Annotated in this window: 23 protein-coding genes and 1 pseudogene; 19 read left to right on the top strand and 5 right to left on the bottom strand. The window is 30.2% G+C overall.

All coding sequences use genetic code 11. The features are described from left to right. The first annotated feature begins 174 nt into the window (after nt 1-174). The 3 genes from B2P65_RS17015 (at nt 175) to scpB (ending at nt 3,206) form a co-directional block, all read left to right on the top strand. Complete coding sequence (locus tag B2P65_RS17015; RefSeq protein ID WP_346880618.1) at nt 175-1,371, top strand: D-alanyl-D-alanine carboxypeptidase family protein; 1,197 nt, start codon at nt 175-177, stop codon at nt 1,369-1,371. A gap of 361 nt (nt 1,372-1,732) precedes the next feature. Next, entirely contained in the window at nt 1,733-2,479 is a 747-nt protein-coding gene (locus B2P65_RS17010; RefSeq protein ID WP_035129401.1) for a segregation/condensation protein A, read from the top strand. Then, on the top strand, nt 2,472-3,206 hold the full coding sequence (gene scpB, locus B2P65_RS17005; protein WP_346880617.1) for an SMC-Scp complex subunit ScpB: 735 nt from the start codon (nt 2,472-2,474) through the stop codon (nt 3,204-3,206). The genes B2P65_RS17010 and scpB overlap by 8 nt, the downstream gene beginning before the upstream one ends. A gap of 133 nt (nt 3,207-3,339) precedes the next feature. Here scpB and ytfJ read toward each other — a convergent pair whose 3' ends face one another. Both ytfJ and B2P65_RS16995 read right to left on the bottom strand, forming a co-directional pair. Further along, nucleotides 3,340-3,768 (bottom strand): GerW family sporulation protein, encoded by a 429-nt coding sequence (gene ytfJ, locus B2P65_RS17000; protein ID WP_346847968.1) that lies wholly within the window; start codon nt 3,766-3,768, stop codon nt 3,340-3,342. Then, complete coding sequence (locus B2P65_RS16995; protein ID WP_346880616.1) at nt 3,769-4,350, bottom strand: DUF2953 domain-containing protein; 582 nt, start codon at nt 4,348-4,350, stop codon at nt 3,769-3,771. Between the two features lie 127 nt (nt 4,351-4,477). On the opposite strand from B2P65_RS16995, the gene B2P65_RS16990 reads away from it, so the two are divergent. The 3 genes and pseudogenes from B2P65_RS16990 to B2P65_RS16980 form a co-directional block, all read left to right on the top strand. Further along, entirely contained in the window at nt 4,478-5,593 is a 1,116-nt protein-coding gene (locus tag B2P65_RS16990) for a D-alanyl-D-alanine carboxypeptidase family protein (RefSeq protein WP_346847970.1), read from the top strand. A 109-nt stretch (nt 5,594-5,702) separates the two neighbouring features. Further along, on the top strand, nt 5,703-6,698 hold the full coding sequence (locus B2P65_RS16985; protein ID WP_346880615.1) for a sulfide/dihydroorotate dehydrogenase-like FAD/NAD-binding protein: 996 nt from the start codon (nt 5,703-5,705) through the stop codon (nt 6,696-6,698). Continuing rightward, nucleotides 6,695-6,958: pseudogene (locus B2P65_RS16980) on the top strand (FAD-dependent oxidoreductase); the annotation flags it as partial. The gene B2P65_RS16985 and the pseudogene B2P65_RS16980, both read left to right, overlap by 4 nt. A gap of 54 nt (nt 6,959-7,012) precedes the next feature. On the opposite strand, the gene B2P65_RS16975 reads toward B2P65_RS16980, so the two are convergent. The 3 genes from B2P65_RS16975 to B2P65_RS16965 form a co-directional block, all read right to left on the bottom strand. Further along, a complete protein-coding gene (locus B2P65_RS16975) occupies nt 7,013-8,608 on the bottom strand; it encodes a recombinase family protein (RefSeq protein WP_346880614.1) in 1,596 nt (531 codons plus the stop codon). A gap of 42 nt (nt 8,609-8,650) precedes the next feature. Next, nucleotides 8,651-8,806, bottom strand: coding sequence for a hypothetical protein (locus B2P65_RS16970; RefSeq protein ID WP_346880613.1), 156 nt, complete (start codon nt 8,804-8,806; stop codon nt 8,651-8,653). A 264-nt stretch (nt 8,807-9,070) separates the two neighbouring features. Beyond that, nucleotides 9,071-9,442, bottom strand: coding sequence for a helix-turn-helix transcriptional regulator (locus B2P65_RS16965; RefSeq protein ID WP_346880612.1), 372 nt, complete (start codon nt 9,440-9,442; stop codon nt 9,071-9,073). 161 nt (nt 9,443-9,603) lie between these two features. Between B2P65_RS16965 and B2P65_RS16960 the strand changes: the two genes are divergently transcribed. The 13 genes from B2P65_RS16960 to B2P65_RS16900 all read left to right on the top strand — a co-directional run bounded on the left by B2P65_RS16960 (nt 9,604) and on the right by B2P65_RS16900 (nt 17,252). Further along, entirely contained in the window at nt 9,604-9,846 is a 243-nt protein-coding gene (locus tag B2P65_RS16960) for a helix-turn-helix transcriptional regulator (protein ID WP_346880611.1), read from the top strand. Nucleotides 9,847-9,915: 69 nt separating this feature from the next. Continuing rightward, nucleotides 9,916-10,125: a helix-turn-helix domain-containing protein gene (locus tag B2P65_RS16955; RefSeq protein WP_346880610.1), complete on the top strand. Its 210-nt coding sequence runs from the start codon at nt 9,916-9,918 to the stop codon at nt 10,123-10,125. Nucleotides 10,126-10,182: 57 nt separating this feature from the next. After that, nucleotides 10,183-10,338 carry a hypothetical protein gene (locus tag B2P65_RS16950; RefSeq protein ID WP_346880609.1) on the top strand — a complete coding sequence of 52 codons (156 nt, stop codon included), beginning with the start codon at nt 10,183-10,185 and terminating at the stop codon, nt 10,336-10,338. Nucleotides 10,339-10,512: 174 nt separating this feature from the next. Further along, nucleotides 10,513-10,644: a hypothetical protein gene (locus B2P65_RS16945; protein WP_346880608.1), complete on the top strand. Its 132-nt coding sequence runs from the start codon at nt 10,513-10,515 to the stop codon at nt 10,642-10,644. A gap of 11 nt (nt 10,645-10,655) precedes the next feature. After that, complete coding sequence (locus B2P65_RS16940; protein WP_346880607.1) at nt 10,656-10,820, top strand: hypothetical protein; 165 nt, start codon at nt 10,656-10,658, stop codon at nt 10,818-10,820. A gap of 21 nt (nt 10,821-10,841) precedes the next feature. Beyond that, the gene (locus B2P65_RS16935; protein WP_346880606.1) at nt 10,842-12,590 is read left to right on the top strand and encodes a hypothetical protein; all 1,749 of its coding nucleotides are present in this window, start codon (nt 10,842-10,844) and stop codon (nt 12,588-12,590) included. Then, nucleotides 12,591-13,664: a lambda-exonuclease family protein gene (locus B2P65_RS16930; protein ID WP_346880605.1), complete on the top strand. Its 1,074-nt coding sequence runs from the start codon at nt 12,591-12,593 to the stop codon at nt 13,662-13,664. Between the two features lie 9 nt (nt 13,665-13,673). Next, entirely contained in the window at nt 13,674-13,856 is a 183-nt protein-coding gene (locus B2P65_RS16925; RefSeq protein WP_346880604.1) for a hypothetical protein, read from the top strand. A gap of 33 nt (nt 13,857-13,889) precedes the next feature. After that, entirely contained in the window at nt 13,890-14,807 is a 918-nt protein-coding gene (locus B2P65_RS16920) for a recombinase RecT (RefSeq protein ID WP_346880603.1), read from the top strand. Nucleotides 14,808-14,815: 8 nt separating this feature from the next. Further along, nucleotides 14,816-14,977: a hypothetical protein gene (locus B2P65_RS16915; protein WP_346880602.1), complete on the top strand. Its 162-nt coding sequence runs from the start codon at nt 14,816-14,818 to the stop codon at nt 14,975-14,977. A 249-nt stretch (nt 14,978-15,226) separates the two neighbouring features. Further along, nucleotides 15,227-16,033 (top strand): DnaD domain protein, encoded by an 807-nt coding sequence (locus B2P65_RS16910; RefSeq protein WP_346880601.1) that lies wholly within the window; start codon nt 15,227-15,229, stop codon nt 16,031-16,033. Beyond that, the gene (locus B2P65_RS16905) at nt 15,987-16,802 is read left to right on the top strand and encodes an ATP-binding protein (protein WP_346880600.1); all 816 of its coding nucleotides are present in this window, start codon (nt 15,987-15,989) and stop codon (nt 16,800-16,802) included. The genes B2P65_RS16910 and B2P65_RS16905 overlap by 47 nt, the downstream gene beginning before the upstream one ends. 18 nt (nt 16,803-16,820) lie before the next feature. Further along, nucleotides 16,821-17,252, top strand: coding sequence for a hypothetical protein (locus B2P65_RS16900; RefSeq protein ID WP_346880599.1), 432 nt, complete (start codon nt 16,821-16,823; stop codon nt 17,250-17,252). Nucleotides 17,253-17,257 lie beyond the last annotated feature (5 nt).

Below are 17,257 nucleotides of genomic sequence, written 5' to 3'. Positions count from 1 at the left end.
TTTTATATAGCTTCATTTTATTTTTAAAGTAATATATGCACCTTGAGGATATAAATTCTATATTAGGGAACTCTAAATAGGAAGAAATTTAGAAAATAAAATTTCTAAATTTCTAGGATAATTTTTAAGATTGAGGTAAAAATAACCTCATAATAATTGTTTTGGAGGTCGGTTATGAAAAAGAATAAATTTGTTTTAACTTTATTATTATCCGTACTACTTTCATTGCAGGCTATAATCCTTCCAACAGCCTTTGCTGATGATGAAATAAAAAATGAGCCTGCAGATAATGTAATAGGATTTGAGCCACAGGCAAAATCTGTAATACTATTAGAGCCTAATTCAGGTAAAGTTATTTATGAAAAAAACGCAGATGAACAGTTTGCACCTGCTTCGGTTACTAAGATAATGACTATGCTACTTGCTATGGAAGCCTTAGATGATGGAAGAATAACTCTTCAAGATAAAATAGTTTGTAGTGAAAAGGTTAAATCCATGGGCGGTAGTAGTATGATATTGGACACAGGAGAAGTAAGAACTGTGGAAGAAATTCTAAAAGGTATAGCTATAGCATCAGGAAATGATGCAGCAGTTGCAATGGCAGAGTTTTTAGAAGGCAGTGAAGAAGCTTTTGCAGTAAAAATGAATGAAAGAGCTAAGGAACTTGGAATGACTAATACTCACTTTGAAAATGCTACAGGTCTTAGTGCTCCAGGACATTTAAGTACTGCTAGAGATATTTCCATAATGTCTAGAGAGCTTTTAAAACACCCAATAATATTAAAATATTCATCTATATATATGGAAACTATATCAGAAGGTAGAAAAACACCAATTGAATTAGTTAATCATAATAAGTTGGTGAGATTTTACAAAGGGTGTGATGGACTAAAAACAGGATTTACACAAGAAGCTATGTATTGCATATCTGCTACATCAACTAGAGACAATGTAAGGATGCTTGCAGTAATAATGGGAGCACCTACATATAAACAAAGAAATGCAGATGCGAGTAAGCTTATGGATTTTGGATTTTCTAAATACCAAAGTAAAACTATAGTAGCTAAAGATGTAGATGTGCAACAAATACCATTAAATAAAAAAGGTGATTCTTTCTTTATAGCAAAAGCAAAAGATGATTTAAAAGTAACCATAGAAAAAGGCACTGAGGAAGAATTAACAAAGAAAGTAAATATTAATCCTGAACTGAAAAAAATAAATGCTGGTGATGTTGTTGGATATTGTGAAGTTTATAATGGAGATGAATTACTAGGAAAAGTAGAATTATATAGTGATAGGGAAGTAAAACAATCTCAGTTCTTTAAAAATGTTAAAGATATATTTTCAAATATATTTGATCATTCAATATAAGTATATTAAATCTTTAAATATTAATAATATAGAATAAAAAATAAATATCTGTAAAAAATATATATAAAGGTTAATTTAAAATTCAGTTTAATGCTATAGTTATCAGTTACAATATACAACCCCAAATGTATAATGCTGATATAAAAAGTCACTCTAAAATTTTTAGGGTGATTTTTTATTTTTAAATGAACTACAGTAATTTTTGATTCCAAAATAACAATTGTCATAATTGAAAGATGTGGTTTTTACTATTGTAAATTTAACTAAATTTAGAGTATAATTTAAAATGAGTGTTTTCATGCTAAAATATATATTGAAGTTTTTAGTATGCAGATAAATTTGTTGTAAGGAAGGTGAAATCATGGCATTAACAATTAAAACTTCAAACTTTGAGGGGCCCTTTGACCTTTTATTACACTTAATAAAAAAGAACCAAATGGATATATATAATATAAGTATTTTAGATATAACAAATCAATATATAGGATATCTAAATGAAATGAAGGAATTGGATTTAGATATTGCCTCAGAATTTATTGTTATGGCTACTACATTAATTGAATTAAAATCTAAGGTATTACTTCCTAAAAATAAGGAACCAGAGATTGAAGAGGTTGATGATACACAAGAGCTTATAGATAAATTAGTTCAATATAAAAAATTTAAAAATATAGCTGAATTTTTGGGCAAGAGACAAATGAATACAGGCATTATATTTACTAAAAGGCCTGAAATAATTGAAGATACCAGAGAAAAAAAGCAAGATGCCAAAGAGCTACTTAAGGGCATAACCATGATGGATTTATATAATATGTATATTGAACTTATGGAAATATATAAAAATAAGATGAATGAAACCTTCAACATAGAAGACAGAGTACAGGTTGAGTTATTTAAAATAGAAGATAAGATGGATTACTTAAAAGACGTATTAGTGCATAGTAAAAATACTACCTTCACTAGTATAATAAAGGAGAGCAAAAGTAAAACGGAAATCATTGTAACCTTCTTAGCCTTGTTAGAGTTAATAAAGCTTAAGGATGTACGAGTAGTTCAACATGGTAACTTTGGTGAAATATATTTAGAAGGAGTGATGGGGGATGAATGAACATACTAATTTAAATCATGAAGATGTAGAAGTTAATGATAAAATTTTAAGTAGAGTAAATAAAGAAGATGGAAGCATAGATATTGATCCTAGAAATAAAATAGAAGAGGTTCTTCAAGAATCAGAACATCAGTTAAATTATCTTATAGATGAATCTAAATATGAAAGATATTTTTCTATAATAGAGTCTTTATTATATGTAACTGGAGACCCATTGGAAGTAGACACTATAGCAAGTATTTTAGAATGTTCAGTAGAATTTGCTACAGAACTTTTAAAGGTTTTAGAAAGGGTATATGAAAGAGATGAGTCTAGGGGGATAAAACTAATATGTATCAATAAGGCTTATCAGCTTGGTACAAAACCTATAAATAGTGATTATCTTCAAATGCTGTTAAAGACAAATATTAGACAATCCTTATCTAGGGCTGCTCTTGAAACCCTATCTATAATTGCTTATAAACAACCAATAACTAGAATAGAAATTGAAGACATAAGAGGAGTTAAAAGTGATAGAGCTATTAGTACTTTAGTAGAAAAAGGACTTATAAAGGAATCAGGAAAGAAAAGTGTTATAGGAAGACCAAATCTTTATGCTACTACTGACGAATTCTTAAAGCATTTTGATTTTACATCTTTAGGAGAGTTACCATCTTTAGATAATTTTATTGAAGATGAAGAGCTAGTAGAATTAGAGGAAAAGGATATTGAAGAAAAGAAGTTCTAATAATATTATGGCTATATTTAAAATAAAATCTAAATCTTAAATAAATATTGAGGATGTACTTATAGTATTAAAATACACCTCAATATTATAAAAAGATTAATGAATTATTTTAAGATAGCCTTTTTTCTTAGAGTTAATCACAAGGGTCGCATGGGTTATAGACTTCAGAATAATTATCACCATTGACTTTATCTTTGTTAAATAGCCCAGAAATCATATCAATGGCTTGAGGCATTGCATCCATTATCTTATCGTATGGATTATACTCAGTCACGGAAAGAAATCTTATGGTATTTTTGTGTACTACTAAGAACCCCACTGGTTTTAAGGAGATTCCAGCACCAGATCCACCAGCAAAGGGATGCCTGTTAGAGGAATCTAAGTTAGTATCCTTAAATTCACTTCCACCTGAGGCAAAACCAAAGGATACCTTTGAAATTGGAATGATTGTGGTACCATCAGGTGCACTTACAGGATTACCGATAACTGTATCCACATCAATCATATTTTTAATATTTTCCATAGTCGACTTCATTAAATTTTCTATTGGATGACCGTCCATCTAAAATTCCTCCTTTAAATTCACTTTATCAAAGGAAGAAGTTTTTCGTACTTTGATAAGGTGATAAAAAATTACAATAACCATGTATATAATTTTTGCTATATTTATAAAAATTATACTAGTACTTTCAAATTTAAAGAAATTTTTATTATATTTAATATTGATAGTAGGAGTAAAATTTTTAACTTTAAAAAATAGATTTAAAATTGTTGAAATAAATGCTGTAATTTGATATAAAAAGCCGTAAGTAATAGCGTTTATAGCAGCATCTTCTATAGAGTAATCCACTCTAAATTTAATGCGTATAGTAAATTTAAATTTAGAATTAACAAAGAGTTCTATTATTCCTTTCAAATCTTTAAATTTTAATTTTGAAATTTTTTCTTCGTTAGGAGTTTTTACATAATCACTCCATTTGTTTTCATTTTTAGCCCTATTTTTTTTAGTTTTTGATGGAATTATTACTTTATTATATATTTTTAAGGTAAAAATTTCATTAGCATATATAAGTGTTATTTTTATTGGAATAGGAAATAATAAGACCAGTGTAACTATGGCTAAAATCCATAAAAAACATTTCATTAGTATACTAAACCTCCATAGTTTTATATCTGCAATTCTATCCAACTATGATTTATATATTCATGGTAAATAAAAAAATAAAACTATTTGAGAATAAGTCACAAATTTAAGTTGGGAGTGTAAAAGGATGAAAAGAAGAGTATGTTGTTTCCTATTAATATTTTTATTTATTATAGTGAGTATTCCTATGAAAAACGTAGATGCAGCTCCAATAAGAGTAGATGCAGTATCTGCCATAGCTATAGATTCAGCTACTGGAACTATTTTATTTGATCAAAATGCCCATAAAGTTATACCTATGGCAAGTACAACAAAGATAATAACTGCTCTGGTTACTTTACAGTATGGAGATATAGATAGAGTTGTGGAAATATCTAAAAATGCAGCATCTATAAGAGGCTCTAAAGTAGGATATAAGGCTGGAGATAAGGTAACCATAAGAGAACTTTTATATGGTCTTATGCTCAAGTCAGGTAACGACTGTGCCATTGCTATTGCTGAAGGAACTAGTGGGACTGTAGAAAAGTTCTGTGAAGTCATGAATGAATTTGCAGTATCAATAGGTTTGTTAGATAGTCATTTTGAATCACCTCATGGTCTAGATAGTAACTCCCATTACTCTTCAGCCTATGATTTAGCTATAGCAACTAAAAAAGCTAAGGAGATTGAAGAATTTAATAAAATTGTGTCTACTAAATTAATCTCGGGAGAAGAAGGAATAGAATTTACAAAACAATTTAATAATATAAATAAACTTTTATATTCAGAGCCTAATTGTACTGGAGTTAAGACTGGATATACAGGACAGGCTGGAAAATGTCTTGTTAGTTCCTTTAAACTAGATAAAAATGAAATAATTGTAGTAACATTAAATTGTGTTCCAAGATGGAAAGAAAGTCAGAGAATTTATGAATATGTAAAAGATAATTATGAATATAAAAAAGTTATAGAAGCTGGTGAAGTTATAGGAGATATAAAAGTTAAAGGAAAAGACAAGGGAATACCATTAGTTGCTGAAGAAGATTTAATTTTTCCTGTTAGAAATGAAGAAAAAATAGTCAAAGATATTGTTCTACCTAATTATGAGTTAACTACACCAATTAGAACTACAGATGATATAGGAATGCTTACCATAACCAATGAATTAAACTCTAAATACGCAATAACCCTTCATCTCAAAGAAGATATTGAAAAAATTGGAATATGGGATTACATTAAATACATGATTAATAAAGATGAATAGAATAAATAATATAAACCAAGGTAAAAACCTTGGTTTTTTTCATGGAAATAGTAGCAAATAACTTATTGTGAAATATTCTGATAATATAGTAATTTTGGAGGCACAGGTAATGGGCTATGAACCATATAACTGTATAGATTGTGGAAGTGAATACTGTCCATGTCATTTAGCTGAGTCAGGAAATTGCATTCTTTGTTCTCACTTAGATGGCAAAGACTTTTGTGATTGCGTAAATTGGAATGGAGTATGTATATATCAGGAATTTATGCAAAACAATTTTAAGGCAAAGGAAGGAAGGAAACATCAAAGATTTCAAATTATAGATAAAGAACTAATAAATGAAAAGCTTATGATATTAAAGATTAAAGTTACTCAAAAACTAGCTAGCGAATTAGTTGGTCCTGGTTCCTTTGTATTTATTAGAAAAGAGGATTGTGAACAAGCCTTTGATACCCCAATTTGTGTAATGGATAGTGATACGGGAAATGATGTTATTACCTTGGCTATTGAATTAAAGGGACTTAAAACAAAGATACTTAAAGATGTAAATATCAATGAATATGTTTTAATTAAAGGTCCTTTTTGGAATGGAATTTTAGGACTTAATTCAGTGAATACCATTAAAAGAAATCATTGTGTTTTAGTATGTAGAGGGATAGGTCAAGCACCTATGGTACCTGTTATGGAGAAATTATACAATAATGAAAATACAATTACAGTAATTATTGATGAAGGAACTTTAGATACAATATTTATAGAAAAGGAATTGAAAAAATTTGCTACAGAAATAATTAAAACCAATACACTGCTTATGGGTGGAATTCTTGATTGTAAGTGTAGAAAGATTTTAGAAGGAATTTTAACTAAGGGTAATGTTGCTTTAGTGCATTGTGACAGTGCAGATGTGCTTAGTCATCAAATCATGAAAATAGTAGAAGCTTATGATAAGAATATTGAATTTTCTTGTTCCAATAATGCAAAAATGTGTTGTGGGGAAGGGGTTTGTGGTTGCTGTACAATTATGAATGATGATGAAAAATTGAGAAGACTGTGTAAGATGCAAACCAGTCCTAAATATATATTTGAAGGGAGAAGATTGTATTGAAGATAGTTATAATAGGGGGAGGCTGGTCTGGTTGTGCAGCTGCAATTTCTGCACGTAAAGCCGGAGCTGAAGTTGAAATATTTGAAAAAACAGATTTATTACTAGGACTTGGAAATGTTGGCGGAATTATGAGGAATAATGGAAGGTATACTGCAGCAGAGGAGCTTATAGCTCTAGGAGCTGGAGATTTAATCAACATAACTGATGCTAATACACTCCACAAAAATATAGATTTTCCAGGACATGAACATGCATGGCTCCTAATATTGCATATAAGGAAAATATAGGGATATATTAAGTATCCCTATATTAATTCAAATTAAATAATTTATATCTATCTTTTTAATATATCCATCATAGATTATATCTTTTATCATCCTATTGAGTAAACTCTTTTTCTTAGATAGATCTAACATATCAAACACTTTTTTAAACTCTTCAAGCGATTGCAAAATTAATTCAAGATTTGCATTTTCTTTTTCCGTTTCATCTTTAACTATAAGAGATTTATTAAGTTCCTTATTAAGCACTTCTATTTCTTCACCAAGCTTATTTATTTTTTTCATAATAAAGGTTGATGCAGATTCCGTAGCATTTCCTAATTGGTCAACTAAATTATCCATCACAGCAGTTTTATTCTTGATTTCCTTCTCTATTGATTTATAGTTAGATGTAACATCAGCTTTAGGTTTGCTTTTATATTTTTTATTAAACTCTCTAAGTATATCTTCCTTAGTTGTACTTTTTATAGATGCTATAATTTCCTTCTCTATCTTTAATCCATTTGCGTTAGGATTAGCACATCTAGTTTTACCACTATGACATTTTAAAGTACATGTATAATGATAACCTCTTACACCTTCTTTATTAGGCCTGTTATAAGTTATTCTCATGGAAGAACCACATTCAGAGCATTTTAGCAATCCAGTTAATAAAGCTACATTAGAAGTTCCAAGCCTTTTAGAAGCCTTATTTTTATTTCTATCCAGTAATTCTTGTACTCTTAACCATTTTTTAGATGGAATAACACCCTTATGGTTGGAAGTTGCTATTATCCATTCAGATTTATCATATTGCTTTCCTTTCACATTTCTCTTACCATACAATAGAAGTCCTTGACCCTTTGGTGTACCTACAGTAGTTATATTTTGCTTATTGAAGTATTCAAACACATCATCATTGCTTATAACATAGGCTGGATTTCTAAGTATATCATCTATACTACGTTGCATGAGTTGTCCGCCATTCTTACCTTTAATATGGTTTGCTAGACAATATTTTTGTACCTTATGTAAAGACATTTCATCCAGGTACAAATCATATATGGATTTTACAAGCTCCAATTCCTCAGGAACTTGAGTTAATTTACTCATACTTTTTTCATTCATTTCTTCATCAAAATATTTTACTCTCTCTGAATTAAATCCAAGAGGAGTTTGTCCACCAAGCCAACGACCAGTTTTAGCTAGTTGGTACATATTATCTTTAATTCTTTCTGCAATAGTTTCTCTTTCTAATTGTGCAAAAACAGAAGATATATATACCATAGCTCTTCCCATAGGAGTACTTGTATCAAATTGTTCCTTTATAGATACAAAATCTATATTATTATCTTGAAGTAATTCTAAGGTAGATGAAAAATCAGCTACATTACGAGAAATTCTATCAAGTCTATAGCAAATTAAGCAATTAAACTTTTTATCTTTAGCATCTTTTATTAGTTGCTGAAATTTTGGTCTATTGGTATTACTACCGCTAAAACCTTCATCCTCATAAATAATAAAACTAACATCTTCATTATTTTTTAGAAGATAAGTATTTGCATAATTTTTGCATAACTCTATTTGATTTTCTATAGAATCTCCTGTTTCAGTCTGCTTAGATTTTCTACTATATATTGCTGCTATCATAAGCTCACCTCAATTATTAGTATGTTTATGGTTGTTATATTATTACTTTGTCAATTCTCTTATATTTTCATATGATAAGGTACGGGTAATATTTTCCTTAGTCGGTTTTAGGATATTATTCTCTTCATTGCAATTATAAACAACTTGTCCATTTATTCTTATTTTTAAAATGTTAAAATCCCCCAATTTTATACTCATATTACATTAACCCCTTCCTACTCCGAACATGCGTTTGTTATTATTATAACTTTATTATAAATAATTTTCAATATAATAGAATAACTATACATAAATTATTACACAGAGATCTATTAAATGTAATTGTCTGTATACAGAACGTTATTACATATATAAACAAAACAGCTATATATTTCAGTGTAAAATAAGAAAAAAATTTTAGAGTTAGAAATAAAATATAAAAAGACCATAACTTTTAATAAAAAGTTATGGTCTCTATAATAATTATTTAATTCTTGTATTTTTAATTAATGTATCTACATCAAATCCAGTTTTCCTTAATTGTTCAAGTAAGGATTCTACATCCTCAGGGGTTAAATCATGAGGATAATTCTTATCAATTTCAACTTCGAATTCATCCCCTTTATAATTAGTTCTTAGTATTTTAGAAGAGGGACTATCAGTTCTTCCGAGCAAGTAGTCAGTACTGCAATTAAAGAAATCAGCTAGTTTAGATATAGTAACAATATCTGGAGTACGATATCCATTTTCCCATCCTGAAACAGTTTGTTTAGATACATTTAGATGTTTACCTAGATCAGCTTGATTTAAATTATGAAGTAATCGTTGCTCTTTTATTCTATCTTTCAATTCCATCTTTTTCACCCTCCTATCTTGTTATATTATATATGTTTTGCGTACTTTTTAAAATCTTTGTACGCATATAGAATATTTTTTTAAAAAAAGTGCAAAATAGTTATTGACAAGTACGCATAAAGTGTACTATTATATAAACATACCAAGTACGCACTGAGCGTATGAATGAAGGAAGTGATAAATTAATTATGGTTAATCTAAAGCTAAAAGCGTATAGAACTTTAAAATCTGTAAAACAAGAGGATATGGCTAAATTGTTGGGCATTGGATTGAATACCTATAACTTTAAAGAAAATGGTAAAAAATCCTTCACTCTAGAAGAATCAAAAATGATTGCTGATTATTTTAATACTACGGTAGATGAACTTTTTTTTAAAGATTCGGTACGCATAATGAGTACTTAATTTAGTTTATGTAGTTTTTTAAAATTAAAACAGAGTTAAATATTCTTTAACTTGAAAGAGGTGGAAACAATGGAATCACTAAAGATAAAAGAGATTAGGAAAGAAAGAAGATTATCTATATCTCAGTTAAGTCACGAAAGTGGAGTTGCAAGAGGGTATTTGAGTGAAATGGAAAGTGGTAAATACATCAATCCAAGCTTATTTGTAACTTGTAAGTTGTGTAAAGCGCTAAAAGTTGAACCTAATGATCTTATTAATAAAGAACTTTGGAAGTGGTAACACAACGTAAGGCTAATGAATATATTAATTATAGTAAAAATATGCGAGGGGAACAGAATGGAGTATACAATAGTACATCATTACCCAACTAGTGAAGAGGATTTTCTTAAACATCAAGCAGAACTTATCGCAGATGTTTTATTACAAGAACTTGAACCTAATGAAATCGAATCAATTAAAAATTTATACACTACAGAGATAAAAGGGCAGTAATGCCTTTTATAAAAAACTTAATTTGAAAAATTTGCATAGACCTTCTCAATATATTCTATGTTGAGAACTCTAAAAGATTACTAAAATTTGAAAATTTATTAAAGTGGCTCTACGGAGGGTAAAAGTAATCAAGTGGCTCCAATGTGAGGGTAAAAATGTAATGGGGGATATATAATGAAAAGATGTCAGACCTGCAAGGGGTGTAGTAAAAGATTTAAGTACGAATTGTTGTATAGCATAAGGTGTTTATTAGCAATATCTATTGTATTTGGTTCATTGCTAGCTATAGCTTGCATTATTTACTAGGGGGTGAAGATGTGAATGTAGGAGAATCAGTAAAGGTTAAAGGAACCAATATAGAGGGAGTTATAATTCGTAAAGGTCGTACTGGATTATGCATGTTAGATGTAACCACAGAAGGTTATTCTGGATTTGGTAGAACTGTATTTGGTGAGTGGGATCTGGAACGAATTAAATCTTAAATAAGAGGGAGGAAGTAAAGAATGAGTCAAATTTCATTACTGAGAATAGCGAACTTTTTAGGGATTGAAGAACAAGAGATAAAAGCAGCTAAAATCAATATCCTTAGAGGACCAAATGGAGAAGGAAAGACTTCTGTAATTGAAGCACTAGAAAAGACCTTCACTAACAAAAGTAGAAGAACAGAAGTAGTAAGACATGGAACTGATGAAGCAGCATTGTATGTAGAACTTGATGATGGTTTAGAGGTAAATAGAAGAATTAGAAGTGATAAAGCAGATTATCTAAAAATAAGAAAGGCTGATGAAGGAGTACCTTCTACAGAAAAGTTTCTTAGAGATTTAGTAAATGGAAATATATTTAGGCCTTTAGATTGGGTAAATCTTTCAGTAAAAGAGCAGACTAAATCACTTCTTAGCATGTTAGAAATAGGCTGGAGCAAAGAAGATATCATTAATTGGTTTGGTGAACTCACTGACAATATAGACTATACAGAGCACATACTTATTATTTTAAAAGCCATAGAAACTAAATATTACAATGATCGTGCAGAAGTTAACAGAGAAATCAAAGAACTAGAAGCTAGGATTAAATCAATAGTGGATGATTTGCCAGCGGAATACGACGGTGAAGAATGGAAAGATGTGAATGTCCAAGAGTATTACTCTAAGGTAAAAGAAGCGCAAGATATTAATAAATGGATATCAGAAGCTAAAGGACTTCAAGAAAACTATAACTCAAAGGTTGAAAGTATTAAGTCTAATGCAGAAAATAAAAAGTCCAGTATTACCCTTAAGTACAATACCGAAAGAGAGGATATTAAGGATTTAGTTGCACTTTCTGAATCTAAAATAGAGAAAGCTAATAATAGCATAGAAAATGCTGATAGAGAATTAGACCTAACTATTAGGGAACTTAAAAACAAGATTAATTGTGAGAAGGAAGGAACGTATCAAGCATATCTAAGAGATATTAAAGCTTTAGAAGAAGAAATGAAAAAAAGGAAGGCTAATTTAGATGAAACTTATAAGTTTGCAGCTGAAGCTATAGAAAATAGCTTAAAAGAAGGTATAGATAGAGCTAAGAAAGACTCAATAGAAATGGTGTCAGAGCAAAAGGATTTAATTTCAATTCACAAATCAAAAATAGCAGCTAAAGAACAGGAATTAATAGGACTAGAAGATAAAGAAATAGCAGAAAAGGAAGTAGTTGCGAATAATGCAACAAGTGAAATAGAGAAGGAAAAGCTTAGAATAGGTAAGGCATCTAAATACCTAGAGGAACATGAGGAAATAGATGTTGAGCCATTACAAGAAGAAGCTAACAAGGTACAGGAAATGGTTTCTTACCTTCGTGAATGGAACAGGATATCTGAAATTAGAGATAACCAACTAGCACCTAAAGAACAGTATTCTGCATTACTTACAGAAAGAATTAATAAAGCTAGAAATCTACCAGGAGAACTTCTTAAAACTGCTAAGATGCCAATAGAAGGAATAAGCGTTGATGAAAATGGCTTAGTAAGAATTAATGGAACTTTAATAGATGGTTTATCAGATGGCGAAAAGCTTTCGCTTGCAATGAGAGTAGCTAAAGCACAGTGTGGTGAATTAAAAGTTATTTGTTTAGATCGTTTCGAGTGTTTAGATAAGGAATCTCAAGATAGGTTGCTAAAGGAAATGTCTGAGGATGAATACCAATATTTCGTTACAGAAGTTGCAAAGACCGAAAATGGAGAAGTTGAGTTAGAAAAAATAGGGGAGGTAAGCTAAGTGGAACTAAAGATAACAGGTGAAGGTAAAGTTAAATTCATAGAAAATAAAGATTTATTTACATCTGCAGAAGTTGTTTTTGACACTAGAGAAGATAGTGAAGATAGGACCAAGTGGCTCTCTCAAAGAACTAATTCTATAGGTGGTTCAGAAATAGGAGCTATAGCTGGATTTAGTAAATATGCATCACCGTTAACAGTATTCAATGACAAATTAGGATTAGTAGAAAAGTTCAAGGGTAATGTCCATACTCAATTTGGAAACAGAATGGAACCACTTATAAGAGAATGGGTTCAGGAAGATTTTAAGAAAGAAACAGAAATTGAGCTAATAACTTATGAATATCCATACATGATGGTGGATAAAGAAATACCTTACTTCAGTGCCAATATTGATGGTGTAGGAGTCTTATCTAAAGAGTGGAGACATAGGGAGAATAGAGATACTGGAGAGTATTGGAGCATTGAAGCGAATGAGTTATTTGGACTAGAAATAAAAACAGGTTCAGAGTTTCTTAAAAAGATGTGGGCAGGTGAAGAAGTTCCGGATAGCTATTATCTGCAGTGTCAGTGGTACATGGGAGTTACAGGACTAAAAAACTTCTTAATCATCTATATGCTAGGAAAAGAAATTAAATGGAAAGTAGTACCTAGAAATGATGATGATATAACTGCATTGAGAAATGTAGGTAAAAGTTTTTGGGAGAATAATATAATACCAAAGATACCACCTTCACCTATAGGAATCAATACAGAAACAGAGCAGATTGCAGAACAACAGGACCTAAGGGATGAAGATATTAGTTTACAGAGAGGACTTCTATCTAAATACAAAGATATAGGAGAAAAAATTAAAGAACTAGAACAAGAACGGGAAAAGGCAAAACAAGATATATTCTTAGCTATGGGAAATGCGAAGAAAGGCTATGATGGAAGTTATAAGATTTCAAGGTTTTCAGTTAAGAAAGATAAGACAGATCTTAAACTTTTAAAAGAAAAGTACCCAGTTACTTATGAATCAATAGTAAATGGGGTAACTGAATATATAAACCTTAGAATAACAGAAATTAAGTAGGAGGGAATTATGGAAAAAGTAAGATGTGCTTATTGCGGAGAAGAGAGAGAGGTGCAAGAAATGCATCAAGGCAAAATTATTTTCAGAGATAGAGATAAATGTACTGGAAAAGCATTTGTGAATCAAAAAATTAATTGGTACTGCAAAGATAAAGAGTGCTATGGATATGACCAAATGTCTCATGAAGGTTAAATATAAAGATTGTCTGAAGGAGGAAGATGAATAATGGCAAATGCAAATGGTGGCTTAATGGCTAATCAAAATAATAATACAGCAGTACAAAATAAACCACAAAATAATGTTAAAAACATCCTAGCGAATGTTAATTACAAAAAAAGATTTGAAGAAATACTAGGTAAAAAAGCACCAGGTTTTATAAGTTCTATAATTAACATTTCAAATTCACCAACACTTAAGGAATGTGAACCAATGTCAGTTGTATCAGCAGCAGTAGTTGCAGCAACATTAGATTTACCTATAGATCCTAACTTAGGTCAATCTTATATAGTGCCTTATAATGATAAAAACAAAGGTAAGATTGCACAATTTCAGATAGGGTATAAAGGATTTATACAACTAGCAATGAGAAGTGGTCAATACAAGACAATAAATGCAGTAGAGGTTTATGAAGGTGAACTCAAACATGTTAATAGGCTTACAGGTGAGATTGAATTTGAAGATACTCCAGAGCCATCAAATAAAATTATAGGTTATGTAGCTTATTTTAGATTACTAAATGGATTTGAAAAAGCTTTCTACATGACCAAAGAACAAATTGAAGCTCATGGAAAGAAGTATAGCCAATCATATAAAAGTAAAAAAGATTTTATTGTTAAGTCTAGTTTATGGACCACAGACTTTGACACCATGGCAATAAAAACTGTTTTGAAATTATTATTAAGCAAATATGGTGTTTTGAGTATTGAAATGCAGAAAGCTATAGAAGCCGACCAAGCTTTTATAAAAGATGATGTAGTTACTAAGGGAGCTGAATTTGATAGTAGCAAGGCAGAATATATAGATGTTCCTACGGATGGAGCTATTGATGTAGAGTACCAAGAAAATAACAATTCAGATTCTGATGACATATCACAGCCAGAACAAGAGGATATGTTTAAAGGTACACCATTTGAAGAAAGTTAGGTGATTATATGAGTAGAAAAATATGGCTTATGTATATTGAAAAAGATAAATTAGCACCAGTAAAATCCATAAGTTTTAACACCATGAAAGAGGTCGAAAGCTATATGACAGAGCATAAAGAAAAACTGAACTACTTGGATATAGCTAAAAGTATTCAAAATGTTTGCTAATAAGAAAGATAGTAGCCTTAACCACCACGAAAAGACTACTACCAGGAACTTAAGAAAATTTTCACAGATAGGTATCTCAGCAAAGATGCCTATCTACACAAATTATAACACAGCTGCATATACGTGTATATTTTAATAATTATCTCAGGAATAGTATATGCCAGTTTTAACGAAAAGTTGCTAACTAAGGAGGTAAATTTAATGCCTTTCAGACTAGTTTATACAGAATTTTGGGAGGACCCAAAAGTAATGGAAGAAATGACACCTGAAGATAAGTATTTTTACTTATACTTACTAACTAATCCTAACACTAATATGATAGGTGTTTATAGAATAACTAAAAAGCAAATGGCTTTTGATTTAGGATACAGTAGTGAGTCTATCAACTCTATACTAGATAGGTTTATAAATTTTCACAAACTTATTATCTACAATGACAAGACTAGAGAAATATGTATTAAAAATTATGGCAAGTACAATTTGAATAGAGGTGGCAAGCCTATGCTTGACTGTATTTTAAAAGACTTGTCCAAAGTATCAGATATTAGCCTTGTACAAGAGATAGTTAAGAATATGAAACATGAAGGAAATAGGGTATTTATAGAAAATTATTTGTCCCCAATAGCAGACGATACGTCTAACGATACGTGCAACGATACGTCGACGAAAGGCGGACAAAACCATAAACCAGAATCCATAAACCATAATCCAAAAACCAAAAACCAAAAACCAAATACTAATACTAGTAGTCTTTTAAGCAAAAAAATTAAAAGTAATACTGATGTATTTAAATTCTTAGAAAAATGTAATATCACAATGTCTCCTATAACTATGGAGAAAGTAGCAGCTGATATAGAAATTTATTCAGCAATAGAAGTTGCTAAAGCTGCGGAGATAGCAGATAGCAATGGGAAACGTAGCTATGCATATTTAAAAGGGATATTAGAAAAAAGAAGAGCAGAAGGAACTGATACAAAATCTATGGAGGAAAAGAGTCATGGAGCAAATAATGACAATCGTGGCGAAGAACTTCGAAATCAAGGAATTGGATTGTAATAAAGAGCTAAAAACTTGTCCAAATTGTGGAGAAGCAGTAGAAAAAATAATAACAGTTCTAAATAAGCCATGGAAAGTTCCAGTAGTATGTTCATGTAGAAAAGCCAGGCTAGAAGAAGAAAGAATTAAATTTGAAAATGAAGATAAGCAGAGGAGATTAGATATTATTTTCAAAAATTCTTTAATGGATAAAAAATTTAAAGATGTTACATTTGAGAATTGGGATCATACCCAAGCAAATGAAAAGATATATGAAATTTGTTCAAAATATTCTTATAAGTTCTCAGAGTTAAAAGAGAAAAATGTTGGATTAATAATCTATGGAGTGCCTGGTAATGGTAAAACTTATGCTTCAGCTTGCATTGCAAATAGTTTATTGCAAAAAGGAATTCCGGTTATATGTGTTGGAATAAATGCTTTACTAGACAGGGTTAAGGAAACATACAACAAATGGGGTAGTGAAGGAGAACAAACAGTTCTGAGAAGTTTAGCTAATGCAGAACTATTAATACTAGATGACTTAGGAACGGAGCAAGATACACCATGGAGCAGAACTCAGATATACAACATTATAGATTCTCGCTATAGGAATGAGTTACCAACGATAATAACGATAAATCTTAGCTTAAATGATATAGAGAAAAGGTATGGCAAGAGAACTTATGACAGAATATTAGAAATGTGTACACCAGTCGAAAATACATGGAAGAGCATAAGACAAGAAAAAGGCAAAGAAAAAACAAAAATTCTAAAAGAAATATTAGATTAAAAATAGGGGGATGGAATTGTGGAAAATATAAATTTAGAAAATGAACTAAAGAAGAATCAAGTTAATCCAAAGACTATAGATATTATGGTTTCTCTAGTAAAAGGGCCTGATGATATGCAAATTGCTTCAATGGAAATATTTAAATTAAGAGAAGAGAAAGAAGCTCTTAAAGAAAGAATGAAAGTTATGGCAAGAGCAACTGTAATACTTAGAGATAGGATAGATGAATCTAATAAAAAAATTAAATTACTTGAAAGCGATAAGGATTTTAATCTAAATAATACATTCAGGTATTTGGAGAACATGCAAAGTTTTTTAGAGGAACTGGTTAGTTTAGATACTACAGAAAGTAATTTCATTGAGAAACTAAAAGATATTCAAAATAAGGCTTCATGGGTAGTTGGAACATTTAATTTAATGAGTGCAATTAGAGCTACGGAGGTAATTTAGGCATG

This window comes from Clostridium sp. UBA3061, assembly GCF_002367465.1.
GTDB classification, from domain to species: domain Bacteria; phylum Bacillota; class Clostridia; order Clostridiales; family Clostridiaceae; genus Clostridium_J; species Clostridium_J sulfidigenes.
The sequence above is the reverse complement of the archived record's forward strand: the minus strand, read 5'-3'. Positions and strand labels throughout refer to the sequence as shown.

Coding starts and splice junctions, on each gene's coding strand:
- B2P65_RS16905 (WP_346880600.1), top strand. CDS start 15,987: ATGACAATCGTGGCGAAGAACTTCGAAATCAAGGAATTGGATTGTAAT.
- B2P65_RS16935 (WP_346880606.1), top strand. CDS start 10,842: ATGAGTCAAATTTCATTACTGAGAATAGCGAACTTTTTAGGGATTGAA.
- B2P65_RS16945 (WP_346880608.1), top strand. CDS start 10,513: ATGAAAAGATGTCAGACCTGCAAGGGGTGTAGTAAAAGATTTAAGTAC.
- B2P65_RS16910 (WP_346880601.1), top strand. CDS start 15,227: ATGGAAGAAATGACACCTGAAGATAAGTATTTTTACTTATACTTACTA.
- ytfJ (WP_346847968.1), bottom strand. CDS start 3,768: ATGGACGGTCATCCAATAGAAAATTTAATGAAGTCGACTATGGAAAAT.
- B2P65_RS16925 (WP_346880604.1), top strand. CDS start 13,674: ATGGAAAAAGTAAGATGTGCTTATTGCGGAGAAGAGAGAGAGGTGCAA.
- B2P65_RS16955 (WP_346880610.1), top strand. CDS start 9,916: ATGGAATCACTAAAGATAAAAGAGATTAGGAAAGAAAGAAGATTATCT.
- B2P65_RS16975 (WP_346880614.1), bottom strand. CDS start 8,608: ATGATAGCAGCAATATATAGTAGAAAATCTAAGCAGACTGAAACAGGA.
- B2P65_RS16970 (WP_346880613.1), bottom strand. CDS start 8,806: ATGAGTATAAAATTGGGGGATTTTAACATTTTAAAAATAAGAATAAAT.
- B2P65_RS16915 (WP_346880602.1), top strand. CDS start 14,816: ATGAGTAGAAAAATATGGCTTATGTATATTGAAAAAGATAAATTAGCA.
- B2P65_RS16985 (WP_346880615.1), top strand. CDS start 5,703: ATGGGCTATGAACCATATAACTGTATAGATTGTGGAAGTGAATACTGT.
- B2P65_RS16965 (WP_346880612.1), bottom strand. CDS start 9,442: ATGGAATTGAAAGATAGAATAAAAGAGCAACGATTACTTCATAATTTA.
- B2P65_RS16960 (WP_346880611.1), top strand. CDS start 9,604: ATGAATGAAGGAAGTGATAAATTAATTATGGTTAATCTAAAGCTAAAA.
- B2P65_RS16920 (WP_346880603.1), top strand. CDS start 13,890: ATGGCAAATGCAAATGGTGGCTTAATGGCTAATCAAAATAATAATACA.
- B2P65_RS16950 (WP_346880609.1), top strand. CDS start 10,183: ATGGAGTATACAATAGTACATCATTACCCAACTAGTGAAGAGGATTTT.
- B2P65_RS16995 (WP_346880616.1), bottom strand. CDS start 4,350: ATGAAATGTTTTTTATGGATTTTAGCCATAGTTACACTGGTCTTATTA.
- scpB (WP_346880617.1), top strand. CDS start 2,472: ATGAATGAACATACTAATTTAAATCATGAAGATGTAGAAGTTAATGAT.
- B2P65_RS17010 (WP_035129401.1), top strand. CDS start 1,733: ATGGCATTAACAATTAAAACTTCAAACTTTGAGGGGCCCTTTGACCTT.
- B2P65_RS17015 (WP_346880618.1), top strand. CDS start 175: ATGAAAAAGAATAAATTTGTTTTAACTTTATTATTATCCGTACTACTT.
- B2P65_RS16990 (WP_346847970.1), top strand. CDS start 4,478: ATGAAAAGAAGAGTATGTTGTTTCCTATTAATATTTTTATTTATTATA.